11 protein-coding genes and 1 rRNA gene are annotated in these 16,796 nt (G+C 64.0%); 1 reads left to right on the plus strand and 11 read right to left on the minus strand.

Translation table 11 applies throughout. From position 1 onward, the window contains the following. Window positions 1-95: 95 nt before the first annotated feature. Together mmsB and LJX93_RS22830 are read right to left on the minus strand one after the other, a co-directional pair. Window positions 96-983: a 3-hydroxyisobutyrate dehydrogenase gene (mmsB, locus tag LJX93_RS22825; RefSeq protein WP_033702977.1), complete on the minus strand. Its 888-nt coding sequence runs from the start codon at window positions 981-983 to the stop codon at window positions 96-98. A gap of 10 nt (window positions 984-993) precedes the next feature. Continuing rightward, on the minus strand, window positions 994-2,520 hold the full coding sequence (locus LJX93_RS22830) for a CoA-acylating methylmalonate-semialdehyde dehydrogenase (RefSeq protein ID WP_033702978.1): 1,527 nt from the start codon (window positions 2,518-2,520) through the stop codon (window positions 994-996). A gap of 132 nt (window positions 2,521-2,652) precedes the next feature. On the opposite strand from LJX93_RS22830, the gene LJX93_RS22835 reads away from it, so the two are divergent. Further along, a complete protein-coding gene (locus tag LJX93_RS22835; protein WP_033702979.1) occupies window positions 2,653-3,603 on the plus strand; it encodes a LysR family transcriptional regulator in 951 nt (316 codons plus the stop codon). A gap of 83 nt (window positions 3,604-3,686) precedes the next feature. Here LJX93_RS22835 and LJX93_RS22840 read toward each other — a convergent pair whose 3' ends face one another. From LJX93_RS22840 to rrf, 9 genes are all read right to left on the minus strand, one after another. After that, window positions 3,687-3,938 carry a DUF3077 domain-containing protein gene (locus LJX93_RS22840; protein ID WP_186658947.1) on the minus strand — a complete coding sequence of 84 codons (252 nt, stop codon included), beginning with the start codon at window positions 3,936-3,938 and terminating at the stop codon, window positions 3,687-3,689. Further along, complete coding sequence (locus LJX93_RS22845; protein WP_227696434.1) at window positions 3,935-4,210, minus strand: hypothetical protein; 276 nt, start codon at window positions 4,208-4,210, stop codon at window positions 3,935-3,937. Before LJX93_RS22845 ends, LJX93_RS22840 begins: the two co-directional genes overlap by 4 nt. 399 nt (window positions 4,211-4,609) lie before the next feature. Further along, window positions 4,610-5,101: an OmpA family protein gene (locus LJX93_RS22850; protein WP_047582598.1), complete on the minus strand. Its 492-nt coding sequence runs from the start codon at window positions 5,099-5,101 to the stop codon at window positions 4,610-4,612. Between the two features lie 4 nt (window positions 5,102-5,105). Further along, a complete protein-coding gene (locus tag LJX93_RS22855; RefSeq protein WP_033702981.1) occupies window positions 5,106-6,374 on the minus strand; it encodes a diguanylate cyclase domain-containing protein in 1,269 nt (422 codons plus the stop codon). Continuing rightward, a complete protein-coding gene (locus LJX93_RS22860) occupies window positions 6,371-6,937 on the minus strand; it encodes a YfiR family protein (RefSeq protein WP_033702982.1) in 567 nt (188 codons plus the stop codon). The genes LJX93_RS22855 and LJX93_RS22860 overlap by 4 nt, the downstream gene beginning before the upstream one ends. Before the next feature lie 246 nt (window positions 6,938-7,183). Next, on the minus strand, window positions 7,184-9,259 hold the full coding sequence (gene recD, locus LJX93_RS22865) for an exodeoxyribonuclease V subunit alpha (RefSeq protein ID WP_095064162.1): 2,076 nt from the start codon (window positions 9,257-9,259) through the stop codon (window positions 7,184-7,186). Continuing rightward, the gene (recB, locus tag LJX93_RS22870) at window positions 9,256-12,933 is read right to left on the minus strand and encodes an exodeoxyribonuclease V subunit beta (protein ID WP_095064161.1); all 3,678 of its coding nucleotides are present in this window, start codon (window positions 12,931-12,933) and stop codon (window positions 9,256-9,258) included. Before recB ends, recD begins: the two co-directional genes overlap by 4 nt. Next, a complete protein-coding gene (recC, locus tag LJX93_RS22875) occupies window positions 12,930-16,412 on the minus strand; it encodes an exodeoxyribonuclease V subunit gamma (protein WP_227696435.1) in 3,483 nt (1,160 codons plus the stop codon). The genes recB and recC overlap by 4 nt, the downstream gene beginning before the upstream one ends. A gap of 148 nt (window positions 16,413-16,560) precedes the next feature. Beyond that, window positions 16,561-16,676 (minus strand): 5S ribosomal RNA (rrf, locus tag LJX93_RS22880). Window positions 16,677-16,796 lie beyond the last annotated feature (120 nt).

Raw genomic sequence — 16,796 nt, forward strand, 5'->3', positions numbered from 1 at the left:
CTGGGCAAAAAAAATCGCGGAGCAGGTGCCCTTCCCTCTGGTGCGCAGTTACAGAGGGAAGGCCGCCTGGCCCGCGATGAAGTCCACCTCGCTCGTCAATCCTTTTTGCGGTACCCCTCGACGATGGCCGAGAAGTCCTTGCCACCCTCCCCGCGCAGGCTCATCGCCTGATACAACTGCTGGGCCACAGCCCCGAGAATCACCGGCTGGTGCGCCTGACGGGCAGCCTCGGTAGCCAGCCCCAGGTCCTTGAGCATCAACTCGGCGCCAAAGCCGCCGGTGTACCCGCGTGAAGCAGGCGCGGTCTCGATCACGCCGGGCCATGGGTTGTACGTGTCTGAGCTCCAGCAACGGCCGGTCGAGCTGTTGATGATGCCGGCCAGCACCTGGGTGTCGATGCCCAGTGCATTACCCAAGGCCATGGCCTCGGACACGCCGATCATCGAAATGCCCAGCAGCAGGTTGTTGCAGATCTTGGCAATTTGCCCGGTACCCACCTCACCGCAATGCACGATGTTGCGGCCCATCTGCTCCAGCACCGGTTTGAGCGTGGCGAACAGCTCGGCGCTGGCACCGACCATGAAGGTCAGGGTGCCGGCCGCCGCGCCGCCGGTGCCACCGGAGACCGGTGCATCGCCCATGTCGACGCCCTTGGCCGCTGCGGCCTTGGACACCTCACGGGCGGTCTGCGGGTCGATGGTGCTGCAGTCCACAGTCGGTGTGCCGGGGCGTACGCCGGCCAGCACGCCGTCATCGTTCAGGTAGACGCTGCGCACATGGGCTGCGGCCGGCAGCATGGTGATCACCAGTTCGCTGTTGGCCGCTGCTTCCTTGGGTGAAGGGCTGACCTGCCCGCCCAGTTCGGCGAGCTCGGCCAACACGGTCTTGTTCAGGTCGAACAGGTTCAGCTGATGCCCGGCCTTGATCAGGTTGCGGGCCATGGGCGCGCCCATGTTGCCCAGGCCGATGAATGCGATACGCATGGCGAACTCCTTAGCGCAGGCTGATGGTGGTGTTCACACCGTCATTGACGCTGTCGTCATCGAACCAGCGGGCGGTGACGGTCTTGGTCTGAGTGTAGAACTGCACCACTTGCTTGCCGTACGGGCCGAGGTCGCCGAGCTTGGAGCCGCGCGAGCCGGTGAAGCTGAAGTACGGCACCGGCACCGGGATCGGGATGTTGATGCCGACCTGGCCGATATCGATCTCGCTCTGGAACTTGCGCGCCGCCGCGCCGCTCTGGGTGAACAGGCCAGTGCCGTTGCCGAACGGGTTGCTGTTGACCAGGGCGATGGCCTCATCGAGGGTATCGACCTCCAGGGTTACCAGCACCGGGCCGAAGATTTCCTGGGTGTAGACCTGCATGTCGGTTTTAACCCCGGAGAACAGGGTTGGGCCGACGAAGTTACCTTGCTCATAGCCTGGCACTTTGACGTCGCGGCCATCGAGTTCGAGCTTGGCGCCTTCCTTGATGCCGCTTTCGATCAAGCCCAGCACCCGCTCCTTGGCACGCTTGGAGACCACCGGCCCGACGTCGGTACCCGGCTCGGACCCTGCATTGACCTTGAGCTTGCTCGCGGCCTCCTTGATGTCCGGCAGCCACTCGCGGGCCTTGCCCACCAGCACCGCCACCGAGGTGGCCATGCAACGCTGGCCGGCAGCACCAAAGGCCGCGCCGACCAGGGCATTGACGGTCTGGGTGCGGTTGGCGTCAGGCAGTACCACGGCGTGGTTCTTCGCGCCCATCATCGACTGCACACGCTTGCCGTGCTGGCTGCCCAAGTTGTAGACGTGGGTGCCGACTTCGGTGGAACCGACGAACGAGATCGCCTTGATGTCCTGATGGGTGCAAATCGCATCCACCACCTGCTTGCCACCGTGCACCACGTTGAGCACACCGGCCGGCACGCCGGCTTCGAGCGCCAGCTCGACCAGCATCATGGTCGACAGCGGGTCCTGTTCGGAAGGCTTGAGCACGAAGGTGTTGCCGCAGACGATGGCCATGGGGAACATCCACAGCGGGATCATGGCCGGGAAGTTGAACGGGGTGATGCCCGCGCACACGCCGATGGGCTGGCGCAGGGTGTAGGTGTCGACGCCGCCGGCTACGTTCTCGGCGAATTCGCCCATCTGCAAGGTGCCGATGGACGCCGCATGCTCGACCACTTCCAGGCCGCGGAAGATATCGCCTTCGGCATCGGCAATGGTCTTGCCCTGCTCGGCGCTGAGGGTCTGGGCGATGCGTTTGGAATGTTCGCGGATCAGCGCCTGCAGCTTGAGCATGATGCGCATGCGCGCGCCGATCGGGGTGTCACGCCAGGTCTTGAAGGCGCGATGGGCAGCCGCCACGGCAGCGTCGACTTCTTCGACGGTGGCGAACGGCACCCGCGCCAGCACTTGCTGGGTGGCCGGGTTGACGATATCGCGCCACTCGTCGGTCTTGGATTCGACCCACTGGCCATCGATCAGCAGCTTGACCTGCTCGACCTTGGTCTGGTCGGGGGATTGAGGTGCGTTCATCTGGGTTCTCCTTGGAATTATTGTCGGGTCGAGATCGCCAGCGCCGTGCAAACGCGAGGTGGCGTCCTGGGGCTTGTTTCGAGTATAGATGTGCAAACATCCAACAAGAACGCACAAAAAAACCGGATCATCATGCAAAAAGACCTCACATCCCTCAGCTCGCTCAACTGGGACGACCTGAAGTTTTTCCTCGAAGTGGCACGCACCCGCAAAGCCAGCAGCGCCGCCAAGCGCCTGAGCGTCGACTACACCACGGTGTCACGGCGCATCACGTCGCTGGAGGGGGCGCTGGGCACGCTGTTGTTCGAGAAGTCCCGGACCAACGGCTTCGTGCTTACCGCCGAAGGCCAGCGTTTGCTGGGCTATGCCGAGTCGATCGAGAGCACGCTGCACATGGCATGCGAGCAGGTGTCAGGCTCGGGGGTGGCGTTGTCGGGGCATGTGCGCATGGGCTGCACCGAAGGTTTCGGCAGCTTCTTCGTCACGCCGCAACTGAGCCACTTCGTCGATGCGTATCCGGCCATTTCGGTGGATATCCTGCCGCTGCCGCACTTCATCAGCCTGTCCAAGCGCGAGGCGGACATCGTCATTGCCCTGGAACGGCCCGAGCACGGCCCTTATGTGTGCTGCAAGCTGTGCGACTACCGGTTGCGGCTGTATGCGACCCAGGCGTACCTGGATAACCACGCGCCGATCCGCCAGGTGGGGGATTTGGCCAAGCACCCCTTCATCAGCTACGTGGATGACCTGGCGTTCAGCTCCGAGCTGCTGTACCTGGCCAACCTGATCCCCAATGCCAACGCGCATTTGCGCAGTACCAGCGTGATTGCGCAGTACACCGCAGCATTGCAGGGGCGTGGGCTGGCGATTCTGCCGTGTTTTCTGGCGGCGCAAGACCCGCGATTGGTCACGGTGCTACCAGAGCAGATCGAGGTGACGCGGCAATTCTGGATGTATTGCCGGGAAGATTTGCGCAAGTTGAAGCGCATTACCCTGCTGTGGGATTACATCCGTGGGGTGACCGAGGCGAATGCGCCGTTGTTGATGGGGGAAACCCGTGAGATGCGGTTTGCTCAGGAATGATGCAGCCCTCAGCAACGGCGCCGTACAGGTAGGAGCTGGCTTGGCCTGCGATGGGCCGCAACGCGGCCCCAGGTTGTTGCGGGCTATTGAAGATTCTTGCCCATGCCCCGCTCCATATCATCGATCAGCGCCTTCGCCATTTCGCTCAGGATTCTCGCTGCACTTCCTGCCACACGGTCATCCTCCATTTCAGCTTCAGTGGTCAGGTGACGAATGCAGCCGAGCAGCACTGACAGCTGAGAGAAAGCATGCTTGAAAGGTACGTTTGGTTGCAGGCGAAACAGATCGAAGGTTTCTACACCCGCTGTCGAAGAGTCTCTTGGATTGTGGGTCATCTAGACACTCCCTGAGCCGTGGCGCGAGAACTTTTGTGATCGGTAAGGGCGTTGATCACTCGGCACAGCAGACGGATATTCATGCCCATGGCGTCGCGCATGAGGCTTGGACCGCTCTCGATCAGAACGGTGGTGGTCTGTTCCACTGTCAGAGTCAAAGCTCGGATCAGCAGGTCGCATTCCTCGATGCCAGGAGGATCTTGGAGTGATAGGCGGGGAGGATCTAACAGAAGAAGGGTTGATGCAGGAGGATCGGGGACGAGCTTTTTCATGATGGAGCTCCCTTAAGCAAACCAGGAACTGCCTCCCTCTTCGTCTCAAGGATTTGGGTGGCAGTCGTGCACGGTTTGAGACCCGGGACACATGAATACCGGCCAGGCCGAAGCCTGCCCGCGCACGACCGCCATGAAGCGGTGCCAACACATGTAGTCCGGGGGTCTCAAGCCCGATCGCCTTGAACGGCGACTCAGGGACGTTATCCCAGGGGCTCTTTCCCGCCTACGTGGCAACTTCTGACAGCGGCGTAGGATAGTTCGCTATATGCCGAAACCCGAAGCAATTGGTTTCAAACTCAGAAATGTCTTACGGCTAGACGGCCAAGTCGAGGGCTGCGCCCTCGATCGCAGCCAAGCCAGCGCCTGCAGGGACCGAGTCGGTCTGCAAGAGATCGCTCAGTACGACGCGACAACAATCGACACCCGTCGATTCTCGGTGCGCCCGGCACTGCTGCGGTTGTCGGCCACCGGTTGGGTACTGCCCAGGCCGCGGGTCTGGATGTTCTGCGCAGGCATGCCGATACCGATCAGCGTTCTGGCCACACTCTGCGCCCGGCGCTCGGACAATTGCTGGTTGTAGGCCGCCCTGCCCGAGGCATCCGCGTGCCCATCCACCCGCACACCCTGGATACCAACCCCCAGCAGTGCCTTGCCGATACGCTCGACAATCGCCTGGCTCTGGCTATTCAGGCCGTCCAGGTCACTGCCGAACAGTACCTTGCCCGACAGATCGAAGGCCCAGCCTTCATCAGTCGGGGCAAAGCCTTCGCGCTTGAGCACGGCGATCTGCTCGGCAGTCAGGCCCTTGGGCGGTGTGCTCTGGCAGCCGGTCAGCGCGAGCAAGGTGAGCAGCAAAGCCCAAAGGGGGAAACGCAAACGATGAATCACGGGTTCAACTCCTGTTTTTGATTTCGGCGGCGGACCGTTCCGTCTGCGCCACTTGCCACTGGCCACGGCGTTTTCGCTTGGCCTGGTACATTGCCGCATCGGCGGCGTCGAGCAGGCTGGCAGGGTCAGTGCCATCGACCGGGTAATAGGCGATGCCGACACTCAGCGAGGTGGCAATGCTGCTGCCACTGTCCAACTGCACCGGCAGCTTCATGCTGGCGACGATCTTCTCGGCGATGAGCTCGGCGTCTTCACGCGAATGCAGCGGCGTCAGCAACACCGCAAACTCGTCACCGCCCAGGCGCGCCACCAGGTCGTGCTCACGCAGTTGGGCGCGGATGCGGTCGGCAACGCTGATCAGCACCTCGTCGCCTACGGCATGGCCCAAGCTGTCATTGATCTGCTTGAAGTGGTCACTGTCGAGGAACAGCACCGCCAGGTGATCCTGCTGGCGCGCAGCATTGCGCAGGCAACGGCTGAGGCGCCCTTCGAAGAAGGCGCGGTTGGGCAGGCCGGTCAGGCTGTCATGGCTGGCCTGGTGGGCCAGGGTCTGGTTTTCGCTCTGCAGGTGGCTGTGCCACACCTCCAGTTCATCGAGCAAGGCGTTGAAGTCGTTACCCAGCTCGTTGAGTTCGGCGATCGGCGCCTCCGGCACGCGACGGTCGAAGCGCCGTTCGCGCCGCGCGGCATGAGCAACGCTGGCCAAGCCGCGCAATGGCCGGACGATGTCGCCGAGCAGGCGCCGCGACAAGTACAGGGCGATGACTGCGCTGAGCACCATGCACAACAGGATCCCGCCCAACCCGCCGAGCAGGAACAGCAACAGGCTGCGGCCTTGGCCAATCAGCTCGATGTGCCCGACCTTTTGCTGCTGGTGATGGATCGGCAGGTTGACCGGTTCGTCCAGCAGCGTGGTAGCGACAAGGGTTTCCAGGTGGGCGAGCATGCCGCTGTCGTTGCGTTGCCAGTGGGCCAGTTGCTCACCGTCATTGTTGAACACCTTGGCGTCGGCCACCTCTTCGGTACTGGCGATCAGCGCCAGCGCCTCATTGGCTGCGACGCGGTCGTCGAACACCACGGCGGCTTCCACGGTGTAGGTGATCGAGCGGGCGATCAGGTGCAGGTTGTGGTTGGCATAGACCTGCAGGGCAAGCACGCCCAGCACGGTCAGCGAAACACCGACCAGGCCTACGGCGAGCAGGGCAACATTGAGGTGCCCACGGCCGAGCACCGAACGCAGGGTCGGGCGCATGCGCTTGTTGGCAGCTTTCATGGCTGCGCACCTCGGCGCCGGGACAATTGCAGCACGCTGGGGTGGATGCGTACGCCCGAACGGGCCACGGAGTCGAGGTTCACTTCAAAGGCGACCTGCTGATCGCTGACCCGCAGGCAGAACAAGCTGCCGACGGTACAGGGGTCGTCGGCCTCGCTGATGCTCAATACCGGGTGACCGCTGACGCGCTGGAACAACCGATCGCGTTGGCCTTGATCGAGCTTGCCGATGTAAATGGCATCGCAGGCCTGGGCGACTTGTGCATCGTCAGCCAGCAGGCGACGCACCTGCAAAGGCCGCCCGGATTCCTGCACATGCCCTTTGATCAGGTCGTCGGCGTACTCGGTAGGGCCGACCAGGCACAGGCGCAACGGCGCAGGTTCGGCTGGCCAGCGTGCGTAGCTGAAGATTCCCAACACCACCTGGGTGACGGCCTTGGCGCGTTGCTGTGCTTGCACAGCGGTGGCTGAGGATTCCGCCCAGGCAGGGCCTGCCGGTAGCGACAGGGCGGCCAGCAACAGCGAAAGCATACAGCTCGTCAATCGCCTCCCGGCCACGGTCATGTGGGAAATCTCTCGAAGTCCTTTCAGATATTGGCGCAACGATAGCACATGGCCGCCAACCCTGACTTGCGTGGCTTTTGTAGGAGCGGCCTTGCGTCGCGAAAGGGCTGCGCAGCGGCCCCGGCGATCTTGTTGCAACCACAGAACCTTGTTGCAACACAGAACCTGGGGCTGCTGCGCAGCCCTTTCGCGACGCAAGGCCGCTCCTACAAAGGCCGCGCCGCAATGATGGCAGCAGTGGGCGATTCAGACCTGTTCGAGCATCAAGCCGGAAATCCGCCGTACCTTGCGTGACACCGCCTCTTCGAATATGCCCTGGCGTGGCTCGATCAGGCTGAAGCAATGCTTGGCCCGGGTGATGCCGGTGTACACCAGCTCCTTGGTCAACACCGGGTTGAGGGCATCCGGCAGCACCAGCGCGGTATGGCTGAACTCCGAGCCCTGGGACTTGTGCACGGTCATGGCAAACACGGTTTCCACCTCGTTGAGCCGGCTTGGCAAGACAAAACGTACTCCGCCGTTGCCATCGTTACGCGGGAAGGCCACCCGCAGCAGCGGCTCGCCCCGCTCATCCGGCAGGCGCAAGGCGATGCCGATGTCACCGTTCATCAGGCCCAGGCCATAATCGTTGCGCGTCACCAGCACGGGCCGGCCCTCGTACCAGGGCTGCTGGGCGTCGATCAGCCCGGCATTGTGCAGCACCCGAGCCACCCGCTCATTGAGGCCCTCCACCCCCCAAGCGCCCCGGCGTACCGCACAGAGCAGCTGGAAGTCCTCGAAACCGTGCAGTACCTTGCTCGCCCATTGCTCCCACAGTGGGTCGTCATAAGCGGTGCCAGGTGCCGGCCGATAACGCCCCAGGGTCCGCAGGTAACTGCGATAGCCTTGCGGGCCCTCGGCGCCGCGGTTGAGGCCGTCGAGCAGCAAACGGTCGAAGGCCCGGTCCTGTTCGTTCTTCAGCGACAGGCCATTCACATCGGGCGGTGGCAGGGCGAGCAGTTTGCGCGCCGCATGCGATTCCTGACGGTTGACCAGCCGAGCCAATTGGCCAATACCGCTGCCCTCGCCGAAGCGCCGGGAAAAACGCAGCATCACCACTTGCTGCGCCAGCGGATTGCGCTGCGCATCACCGGCCACCAGGCCACTGCCCTGCAGCGACTGGCCGCCGATCTGCTCCAGCCACGCCTGGGTCGCGGCCGAGTAGCAACCGTCCTCGGCATCCCGGCACAGGTCACCCAGTACCGCACCCGCCTCGACCGAGGCCAACTGGTCTTTATCACCCAGCAAGATCAGCCGCGCGCGAGGTGGCAGCGCATCGAGCAGGTTGGCCATCATCTCCAGGTCGATCATCGAGGCCTCGTCCACCACCAGCACGTCCAGTGGCAACGGATTACCCGCATGGTGGCGGAAGTGCCGCGACCCTGGGCGGCTGCCCAGCAGCCGGTGTACGGTGCTGACCTCGGTGGGGATCTGCCCGCGCACGGCAGTACTGACCTGCAGCCGCTCGACCTGCTGGCCGATGGACTCGGTCAGGCGCGCCGCCGCCTTGCCGGTCGGCGCGGCCAGGCGAATGCGCAAAGGCCTGCCCTGCTCCACCGCCGGCGCCTGCAGCAAGGCCAGCAACCGCACCACCGTGGTGGTCTTGCCGGTGCCGGGGCCGCCAGTGATGATGCTGAAGCCGGCCCGGGTCGCCAGGGCGCAGGCAAGCTTTTGCCAATCGACCTGGCCAGCCAGGGCGCCTTCGTCGAACAACTGGCCCAGGCGAGCCGGCAAGTCGCTGGGCGCTGCCTCGTGCTGGCTCAGGCGCTGGCGCAGGTTGTGGTCGATGCGCCGCTCGTAGCTCCAGTAGCGGCGCAGGTACAGACGCTCGCCACTGATCACCAGCGGCCGCGCCTGCTGGCCGGGTGTGTCACCACTGGCCACCAGTGGGCTGGCCGCGATGCGCTGACGCCAGGCCTGAAGGTCCAGGCCGGCAAGCAGTTGCGAAGGCAACAGCAAGGGGCCGATCAGGGCGTCACCCTCCGGCGGCAGCGACAGCGCGAAGTCTGGCTCGGCCAGGGTCTGCTGCAGGTCAAGGCAGACATGCCCATGGCCCAGCTGATGGCTTGCCAAGGCTGCCGCCAGCAACAGCAACGGATCGCTGCCGGGCGCACGTTCTTCGAGAAACGACACGAAGGCACGGTCGAGGGCACGCAGCCAACCACGCTCGACCCAACGGTCCAGCAGTAGCAGCAGGTCGCCGCTGTCGCGCTGCGGCGCGAGGGCCAGCAGGTGCTCGGCATGCAAGGGGGTGGGCAACAGGTCGGTGAGGCTGCGGCTCATGGCGCGGCTCCGGCAAACAGGTCCTGCTGCTCGGGCGCAGACTCACCCCGGAACAGTGCATCGAGTGCTTCGATCAGCACACGCGGCGGCTTGGCGAAGTACACGCCATGGCCGCTGCTGCTGGCACCACGCAGGAAGATGAACAGGGCGCCGCCGACATGGCGGTCGTAATCGTAATCAGGCAGCCGGGCGCGCAACTGACGGTGCAGGGCCAGCAGATACAGGACGTACTGCAAGTCGTAGCGATGCTCGAGGATGGCTTTTTCCATGGCCAAGCTGTCGTAAGCCTGGACGTCCGGGCCCAGCCAGTTGGATTTGTAATCGGCCACGTAATAGCGCCCGTCCAGTTCGAAGGCCAGGTCGATAAACCCCTTGAACATGCCGTTGAGCAACGTCGGTTGCGCCGCCGGGCGCGCATGGCCTGGGTGGGTGTGGCGCGCCACCAGCCGATCGAGCTGTTCGGCGTCGACCTGATGGCTGGCGAACCAGAACTCCATTTCGATCTGGTAATGACGCAACTGCGCAAGGGTCAGGCTTACTTCCTGGCCCAGGACAGGCATTGGTTCGTTCAGCAACTGGTGCAGCCAGGGCGTCAGCGTCGCGATCCAGCCGGTCCAGTCACGCCGATTGCAGCGCTGCCCGACGGTGCGTTCGATCAGTTCAAGGTTGCCGCTGACCTCGGCGAAGCCTTCCCGGCCGGCCCACTCCAGCAGGCCGTGCAGGAAGGTGCCGGGGTTCGGCCCCCGCGGGAAGCGGTGGATATCGCCGCCTTCTGCCGGCAACTCGCGCAGTACCTGGGCGTCGACCACTTCGTCATCCAACAGTTGCTGGGCCTGCGAGCTGTCGGCGCCGAGAGTCTGCTCGCCGACGCGCAGGGCACTGTAGGACGCGATCCACCAGTTCTCTGCGGCCGCCCGCCGGGGTTTGCGCGCAGGCAGCAGCTCACGTTCGGCATGCGGCATGCGATACCCCTGATCGTCGGCCAGCGGCAGCGGCGGGCAGGCAATGTACGGGCAGGCCGATGCCAACGCCTGCAGCCAGCCCGCCAGTTGCTCGGAACTCGGCAGGGCAAGGCCACCGCCCAGCAGGTAACCGAGCGCCGAACGGTGCAGTTGCGAGTGCTTCTGGTTGCCGCGTTTCAGGTCGGCGACGCCAAGCCAGCAGGCATGCTGGGCGCGGGTCAGAGCCACATAGAGCAGGCGCAGGTCTTCGGCCAGGCGCTCGTCATCGGCCCGGGCGATCTGCTCTTGATCAGGCGTAAGGGTCAGGTGGGCGTTGCCTTGGCTGTCATGCCAGGCCAACGGCAGGCGCGTACCGTCTACCGGCTTGCTGGTGCAGATGAACGGCAGGTAGACCAAGGGGTATTCCAGGCCCTTGGACTTGTGGATAGTCACCACCTTGACCAATTGCTCATCGCTCTCCAGCCGCAGGATCTGCTCTTCGCCGGCCTGGCCGGAGCTGGACAGGTGCTCGGCCAGGTGACGGATCAATGCCTGCTCGCCATCCAGCTCACCTGCCGCCTGTTGCAGCAATTCGGCCAGGTGCAGCAGGTTGGTCAGCACGCGCTCGCCGTCACTGCGGGCGATGAGCGTGCGCGGCAGCTGGAAGTCATGCAGCAGGTGCCGCAGCATCGGCAGCACACCCTGGCGCTGCCAGGTCTCGCGGTAGCGACGAAAACGCATGACCCAGTCTTCCCACACGCGCTCGTCCTGGTTCAGCTTGTCCAGCGCGGCCAATGACAGGTCGAGGGTGAGGCTGGCCAGGGCGGCCTTGAGCAGGCGCTCCGAGTCCGGTTCGGCGCAGGCCTTCAGCCACGCCAGCAGGTCATGGGCCTCCTGGGCGGCGAACACCGAGTCCTTGTCGGACAGGTACACGCTGCGCACATCCCGAGCAGCCAGCTCGCCACGGATCATCTGGGCTTCGTGGCCGTCGCGCACGAGGATGGCGATATCCGATGGCAGGCAAGGGCGCAGTTCGCCTTCGCCGTTACGGAAACCCGCCGTGCCCTGCTGGCCACCGTTGAGCAGGGCGACGATATGGCTGGCGCAACTGGCCGCCAACTGCTGACGGTACAGGGTGCCCGAGACCGGTTCTTCGCTCTGCAGTTGCCAGCATTGCAAGGCTGCACACACCTCGCCATCCACCAGCAACTGTTCACCACGGCCTTTGGCACGCACCTCGATGAACGGCAACGGGTTGTCATCGGCTTCACGGAACAGGAACGCCCCTCGCCCCTGGCTTCGCGTCTCGGCCTGGAGGAACACCTGGTTGACCGCCGCGACCATCGCCTGGCTCGAGCGGTAGTTGGTGTCCAGGCTGTGCAGGCGCCCGGTGGTGGCACGCCGGGCGGCAAGGTAGGTATAGATGTCGGCGCCGCGGAAGGCATAGATCGCCTGCTTGGGGTCGCCGATCATGAACAGCCCGGTTTCGGTGCGGTTTTCGGTGATCTGGTAGATCCGCTCGAAGATGCCGTACTGGACCGGGTCGGTGTCCTGGAATTCGTCGATCAGTGCCACCGGGAACTGCTCACGAATCAACCCGGCCAGGCGCTCGCCGGCCTCGCTGGCCAGGGCATGTTGCAGGCGCAACAGCATGTCGTCGAAGCCCATTTCGGCGCGCCGACGCTTCTCCACTTCAAAACGCGCCGAGACCCAGCTGGCAGCATGTTCGAGCAGCCGCGCATCCGGGCTGGCCAGCGCCTGCAATTGCTGCTGCAGCGTCTGCATGGCACGCAGCCCCGGGTGATCGGGTGGCTCGCCTGACTTCCAGGCCTCGGCCATGCCGGCCGGGGTCAGGCGGGTGAAGCCGGTACCCAGGTCGAGTTCGACGATGTGTTCGTCGGCGGCCCATGCGCTCAGCTTGTCGAACCAAGGTTCGAAGTAGCGTGCCTGCATCTTGCGGCCGTCGGCCAGCTTGGCGGCCACGGCATCGCGGCAGATCTGCCGCAGCTCATCAGCCCACTGTGCCCAGGGCGCCTTGAGCTGGGCCAACTGCTCGGTACGTTGCGCAAGCGCGTCTTCAATCAACGCCTCGGGTTCTTGCTCGTGCTGCTGGGCCCGTACCCGACCGAACAGCGGGCGAATGCGCGGCAACAGCGCGTCGGGGCTGCCCCAGTGGCCACGCACCCAGGCCAGCGCTTCACCCTGCATGCCATAGCAGAACCGCCGCCAGTAATCGCGCATGACCTGGCCAAGCAGGTCGGTGTGATCGGTCTCCAGCGTCTGGGTGAACAGGCTGCCGCTGTCGAACGCGTGCTCGCGAAGCATGCGCTGGCACCAACCGTGGATGGTCGACACCGCCGCTTCGTCCATCCATTGCACGGCGATTTCCAGGCGGCTGGCGCAACGCGGCCAAGCTTCTTGCGGGTAATCGCTGCGCAATTGATGCAGCAGTGGGTCGGCCGCTTCAAGCTCGCCACGGAAGAACCGCGCCGCTTCGGCCAGGCGGGCCCGTATGCGTTCGCGCAGCTCTTTGGTGGCGGCGTCGGTAAAGGTCACCACGAGGATCTGCGGGGGCAACAGCTCACGGCCGAAAGCCTGTTCGCCGCCGTGGCCGAGGATCAGCCGCAGGTACAGCGCCGAGATGGTGAATGTCTTGCCGGTACCGGCGCTCGCTTCGATCAGCTGGCTGCCATGCAGGGGAAAACTCAGTGCCAGGGGACGGTCCAGCGTCATGCGCCACTCTCCGGGTTGCCCAGGGCCTGCCAGGGTGCGTTGAACAATGGGCGGTACAAGGTTTCGCACCAGCCTTCAAAGGTTTCGTCGGCGCTAAGCGCGGCGAAATCACGGAACTGCCGGGCCAGGGCAATACTTTCGCTGCGCTCGCCGAAGCTGTTGCGCTCGTCACCTTCATAGGCACGGGCCGCTGCGGCCAGCGCCTTGTCGGCATCGTCCTGGCCCAGCCAGGCAAAGGCGGTCTTGGCTGCCACCGACAGTGGCGCGTTCATTGCCGCCTGGCGCGCTACCAGCAGGTCGCCGAGCAGCTGCGCCGCCTCACCTTGCGGCAAGGGCGCGAGCAGCAGGGTCAGGTCACTGGCCACCAGCGCACTGTTAAGCGGGTAACCCGCAGCACAGGCGGCCAGGTGCATGACCCAGGGCGCGATCAGCCGGTGCCACTTGTAGTTGTTGCGCCCGGCGCTGATGGTGTTCGGTACCGTGGTGATACTGAGCAGGCTTTGATCTTCTGCCTGGTAAACCCGGCCCAGCCAGCCTTCGAGGCGATGCCTGCCCTGTTCAAAATGAACAGGCAATGCGCCTTCGACCAGGTGAGGCCAGCGTTGCAACAACTGGCGATGGCGTTGCAGCAGATCGGGCAGCGGCTGGATCAGCTCGGCCTGCAAGAGCTGCCCGAAACCGGCAAGGGGTAACAGGCCACAGGCTTGCAGGCGGCGGGCCTGCGCCTGCAAGGCAGGCTCGGCATGGTCCGGGTCAGCCAATGCGGCATTCAACAGGCTTTCGGCGGCACCATAGCGTTGCAAGGTATCGAGCACGAACGGCTCTTCATCCGGGGTCGGCGCCTCCAGGGCCTCGAAGAACACCTTCAAACGCTGGCTGAAGAAGTGCCGCACCGGGTGGCGAAGAAAGTCGTGCAGTTGCGTCAGGCTCAGCGCTTCATCATCGACGTAGGGCGGCAGATCGGGATCGGGCTGCGCGACCGCCTGCCCGGGCAGATGCAGCACCTGCCACTCATGGGCGAAGCTGAACAAAGGGCTGCCCTTCTGGAAGTAACGCGGGCTGAACGGCTGTAGCGGGTGCTCCTGCGTCAAGGCATGCAGCAACCGCTCGTCCGGCCCAAACCCTGGGCCCGCGTCGGTGCCGGCCAAACGCCAACCTGCAGCCACATGGTCGCGTAACTGGCCGATAAGCACTGAGGCCGGGCGCTCACTGTTGTCGCGGATACTGCGCCCGACCCAGCTGACATACAGCTGATCGCGTGCCGACAGCAGGGCTTCGAGCAGCAAGTAACGGTCATCCTCACGGCGCGAGCGATCACCGGGGCGGTAGTCGCTGGCCATCAGGTCGAAGTCCAGCGGCTGCTGGGCGCGGGGGTAGTCACCATCGTTCATGCCCAGCAGGCAGACCACCCGGAAGGGGATGGCGCGCATGGGCATGAGGGTGCAGAAGTTTACCGAGCCGGCGAGGAAGCGCTGGGACAGCTTGCCCTGATCCAGGCCAGACAACCATGCTTCGCGGACCACGGTCAGCGGTAGCGAGTCCTGCAGGCCGACGGTTTCGCACACTTGCAGCCAGGCATCGCGCAAGTCCTGCAGCTGCATCAACAGAAACTCGTCGTGCTCACCTTCAGCCAGGAAGAACACCTGCAACAAGGCATTCAGGCGTTCGCCCCACTGGGTGACGGTCGCGGGCTGGGCCAGTGCCTGGCACGCCACATCCAGGGCATCCAGCAGGGCCACCAGCGGGCCGATCAGTGCAGCATCCAGGCCGCCGATTTCGTCATAGGGTTCAATGCCATCACAGCCCTCACCTACGCCAACGGCATAACCCAGCAGCATACGCCGCAGGCCGAACCGCCAGCTGTTCTGCTCCAAGCCTTCCGGCAAGCCCAGGCTGGCGCGCTGCTCGGCATCCAGGCCCCAACGGATACCGGCGCCTTCGATCCAGCGATGCAGGGTGGGCAAGTCACTCTCACGGATGGCGAAACGGGCGCGTACCGCCGGCACGTCGAGCAGGTCGAGCACTTCGCTGACGGCGAAACGGCTATCCGGCAACTTGAGCAGGTGCTCCAGGGCAATCAGCAATGGCTCCCGACCACGTTGGCCTTGATCGGTGAGGGTGAACGGAATGTAGCGTGGGTCATGACGCTGCAACTGCCCGAATACGGCGCGGATATGGGGCGCGTAGGTGTCGATTGCCGGCAGCATCACGATCACGTCGCGCGGGCGCAGGGTAGGGTCGGCGCTGAAGCGTGCCAGGAGCTGGTCGTGGAGAATCTCCACCTCGCGCTGCGGGCTGTGCGCGACGTGAAAGCGCATCGAACGGTCCTGCCCGAGGTCGACTTGCGGCCAGCGCTCACGGGTTTCGGCGAGCGGGCGCAGTTCAAGGATGTCATCTTGCAGCTGGTTGAGCAGCGTGGTCGGCGAACCCTCGCTGAACAGGTCGATGCGCCCCTCGCTGAACACACCGCGGTAGCTGCCCGGGTCGTCATAGCTGTCGAGCAGGTTGATGTAGTCACGGCCCTGCTTGCCCCAGGCGGCCAGCAGCGGATGCGCGTGCTGGTGCAGGGATTGGTCATCCAGCAGCAGCGGCATGCCCTGCTTGCGCTGTTGGCGCTTGTACTGATGGCGCAGCAGGTCTTTGTCGGCGACGATATCGGCCCAGTGATGGCGGCAAGGGTTGTGAACGCAAAGCAGTACTTGGCTGAACCGGGCCAGCCCAGCCAACGCCTCCAGTGCCTGAGCCGGCAGGGAAGAGATACCGAACACGATCACCCGCGATGGCAGGCCCGCAGGGGCTTGTTCCAGGCTGTTGATGCGCTCGATGAAACGCTGATGCACGCCCGCGCGACTCTGCGCCATGCCTTGTTCGCCGACATCTTCCAGCAGGGCGCGCCACAGCTCGGCCTGCCAGCGATTGCCAGGGGGCAGCGCTTTACGCTCGCCCCGAGCGGTATTGAGGACGTGATCACCGCCCGCCCAGTCCTTGAGCCAGTCAGCTCGGTAGACCTGGTATTGGTCGAACAAGTCGGCGAGGCGCTCGGCAAGCTGATAACGCTTGCGCAGGTCGCTATCGTCGGTAAGAAAACGCCGCAAGGGCTCGAAGTGCTCGCGCTCGATCAACGACGGCAGCAAGCGCATCAGGCGCCAGGTCAGCGGCGCCTTATCGAGCAAGGACACCTCAGGGATTTCATCGCGGCCCAGCACTCGACGGTAAAGCTGCCACATGAAACTGCCGGGCAGTTGCACATCGATCGCGGCCGCGATGCCACAGCCGCCCAGGTCACCCTCTTCAGGGTCTTCAGCCAGCGCCAGTTTCAGCCACTGGGCAATGCCGTTGCTTTGCACCAGGGCAATTTCGTTTTCCAACGGCGCTAACGGGTACCGACGCATCCAGCTCACCACCAAGCTGCGCAAGTCGTCTAGGCGGTTGCCATGCACGATCATGAAGCCGGGCTGAAGGGTGGTGGTGTTGACCATTGAGCATTCCCTGGAAGGCAGTGGGTTCTGATGCGGAACCATATCACGGGGCATGGCCGGGCTTATGGCGAGCATGGCGACAATTCTTTTCCAGCCGCAAAGACAAAACCCCTACCTGCTTGCGCAGATAGGGGTTTTGCGAAATGAATCTTGACGATGACCTACTCTCACATGGGGAAACCCCACACTACCATCGGCGATGCATCGTTTCACTACTGAGTTCGGGATGGGATCAGGTGGTTCCAATGCTCTATGGTCGTCAAGAAATTCTGTTGCCAGAATGTCCAGATGGACAGCCCAGCGAATTCGGATATGTGATGTTGTGATGTACATTCGAACTTTCGGTTCGTGTGTCTTCACCACCGCAATCTGCATGAGCAAATT

Origin of the sequence: Pseudomonas sp. HN2-3 (assembly GCF_020691745.1) — a bacterium.
Lineage (GTDB): Bacteria > Pseudomonadota > Gammaproteobacteria > Pseudomonadales > Pseudomonadaceae > Aquipseudomonas > Aquipseudomonas capeferrum.